Below are 2,624 nucleotides of genomic sequence, written 5' to 3'. Positions count from 1 at the left end.
CGGCTCAGGCTCACTCACTCCGGCAGCATTGCTGCTCGTCGTTCGCTTGCCCCTCCGAACCGCCAGCATTGTACAAAATAGCCCCCTGTCAACGGCAAGCCGTACGCGCTGCGCGCTTGACAGGAAGCTATTTTGCACACTTGCGGCCCTACGAGGGCGACACGAAACGACGGCAGCAAGGGCAGCACTACGCCCACAAGGGCCACAGAGGGCTACAGGCGCTTCCAATTATCCACGAGCAGCCCAACTACATCCGCTTCCGAGGAAGCAGCCCACTCCCCCGCCTGGCGAGGGCCACGGCCTTTTATCAAACCAAGCTGCGCCAGGTTCTTGGCGGCCAGCTCGGCAGCAGAGGGTGAGAGATCACCCATGCGAACGCCACCCAGAAACACAGGCCCTTCCAGACCACGAACAGAAAAGGCGTTAGCCGTACCCTGCGCGACGCGCCGATGGGCCGAAAGCGCAACCGCCAGCATATGCAACGGCACCGAGGGCGAGAGATCAGAAAGAGTCAAGGTACGCTCAACCTCTTTCCCATCGCTCAATTGGTAGGCTTCCAGGGCAGCTATATGCCACTCATTTAGCCGCGCCCGATATTGCGTCCAATCATCATAGGTGAGCTTGCAGAGAACCACGGCCAGACCGAAGCCAAGAAGGGCTACGCCCAGGCCGAAGAGGAAGAAGAGGAACCGCCAACCCGACCAGGAGGCGAACTCAGAAGGAAGAACCAACCACGCAATAAAGGCACCGAGCGTGCCGACCGCAAGGGAGGAAAGACTTAACAGAGCCACCCATAAAGCTTCACGAGGATTGATGCGGCCAACGTCCAGGTTCATTTGAGAGGAACCCAGGCGCGAGACTTCCGAAGCGGTAATTTTCTGCATTATGTGCCTGTCTTTCTGTCTGTCTGATGTGAGACAGTCTGAAATTGACTCGCAGACAGCCCACACCTTGACGTAATGCACACAGGCCATATAATGCGCCTGCGCACGTGCTGATACCACGGACGCCACGCCCCTAGCCGCTCCAACGGTGTAGGGGCATCATTTTGTAAAGAATTAAACAGGGCGCAGGCCGGGCGCGCTACGCGCGGCCCGCCGCGCTCAACATGCCACCGGCCAAGGCGACTACTACAAGACCACCTCCCATCGATCGATACAATCAGAAAGAGACATACCAGGAGGAGGAAGAGGGAGATCACAATCATCTCCCAAAAATGCAGACAACAAGAATTCACGAACAAGAACTTTTACTTTGCCATCGGTTGATTGAAGCCGCCGCACGCAGGGCAGAACAGACGACCAGAGCCACCAGATAGCATTGAGATTATTTGTATCATTGCGCGATATTTTCAACCGCTCAGGAACCGCACCAACAAGGGCAGGAAGGGCCAAAAGCTCAGGACACGCAGCCAGAGGTATAACCGACATTTCACCAGCTAAAATACCAGGAAGCACGGCAATACCACCAACTAGCAGAGCTTGCCACAAATTAAGGGCTAATTGCTCTTTATATTCGACTTCCCATCGCAAACGGTTAATATCATCAATTGGCTTGATATATATGCGCTGCATCCTGGGCGACGAGCGAGCACCTATATACAATGTATCTAGCCCATCATCATTATCAAAAATATCAATACGAGGGCGCCGCCCTTTATGCGAGAGCCATTCAGCTTCACGAAGGGCAGAACCGACCGCAGACAAATCAACCTCCAGGTTATCATCATGGGTATACTGCACATCCGCCCGCGTACACTTGCAGAGCGAGAGGGCACGGGGGTAACTAGCAGCCGCAGCGAGGAAGAACGACATAGCCAGAGAGCCAGAGAGACGGAGCATATAGTGTTTTTCGTCTCTCTGAAGGGCCATACCCACAAAATAGCCATCGCCCTTCACGCCTTGATACTGCATGACCTGGGCAGATTGACGCGCCGAAGCAGGGGTATGCTTTTCGATAAGCTGTGCCAGCACACGAAACGCACCCACATCGTATGTAGTGAGCGTGAGCCAATCGAGAGCCACGGAGCCAAGATAGACGGTTTGGGTTGACCAAGAGGCGGTTTTTGTTGCCCCCGTAGTTACAGCACGGGGGCTTTCCAATTTTGGCCCACATGTTGACACATTTAGGCCACGCGGGGTATTATTCATACAACCTCTGTAAGCTTGACGGGCGAAACAGAACAGAAGCTGTCAGGGCGGCAACCCTGGCAGCTTCGATCTTTTTTAGGAAAGGGCTTGAATATCGCCGGCAATTGCTTGCGCGGTCGCCTGGGCGCGCTGGTCTACAGCTTTTGTAATACCACCGCCACCAGGATTAATAAGCGAGACATCCAGGAAGCGCAAGCCAATCGAGATACACATGTTATAGAGCGTGGCACGCTCGACACGAAGTGTCGTGGCGATCTCATCCAGGGCGCGATCTAATTCAGGCCGAACCGTCAGCCGCAGGCGCACATTTAGCTTGTCATCTTCCATACTCTTAACCTCGCTTTAACTATCACCACAGCCAAGCGGCTGCACCTAAAATATACACCCTAAGCCAATTTTGGTCAATAGGCAATGTGGTGCGGCTCAGGCTCACTCACTCCGGCAGCATTGCTGCTCGTCGTTCGCTTGCCCCTC

Annotated in this window: 3 protein-coding genes; all 3 read right to left on the bottom strand. The window is 54.6% G+C overall.

What is annotated here, in order from left to right; translation table 11 throughout:
- Window positions 1-212: 212 nt before the first annotated feature.
- The 3 genes from VSS37_RS07875 to VSS37_RS07865 all read right to left on the bottom strand — a co-directional run bounded on the left by VSS37_RS07875 (window position 213) and on the right by VSS37_RS07865 (window position 2,477).
- Window positions 213-884 (bottom strand): hypothetical protein, encoded by a 672-nt coding sequence (locus VSS37_RS07875; RefSeq protein WP_324694286.1) that lies wholly within the window; start codon window positions 882-884, stop codon window positions 213-215.
- Window positions 885-1,130: 246 nt separating this feature from the next.
- A complete protein-coding gene (locus VSS37_RS07870; protein ID WP_324694285.1) occupies window positions 1,131-2,150 on the bottom strand; it encodes a hypothetical protein in 1,020 nt (339 codons plus the stop codon).
- Between the two features lie 75 nt (window positions 2,151-2,225).
- Window positions 2,226-2,477 (bottom strand): hypothetical protein, encoded by a 252-nt coding sequence (locus VSS37_RS07865; protein ID WP_324694283.1) that lies wholly within the window; start codon window positions 2,475-2,477, stop codon window positions 2,226-2,228.
- Between the last annotated feature and the right edge of the window lie 147 nt (window positions 2,478-2,624).

Origin of the sequence: Candidatus Thiothrix phosphatis (assembly GCF_035668035.1) — a bacterium.
Taxonomy (GTDB): Bacteria; Pseudomonadota; Gammaproteobacteria; order Thiotrichales; family Thiotrichaceae; genus Thiothrix; species Thiothrix phosphatis.
The sequence above is the reverse complement of the archived record's forward strand: the minus strand, read 5'-3'. Positions and strand labels throughout refer to the sequence as shown.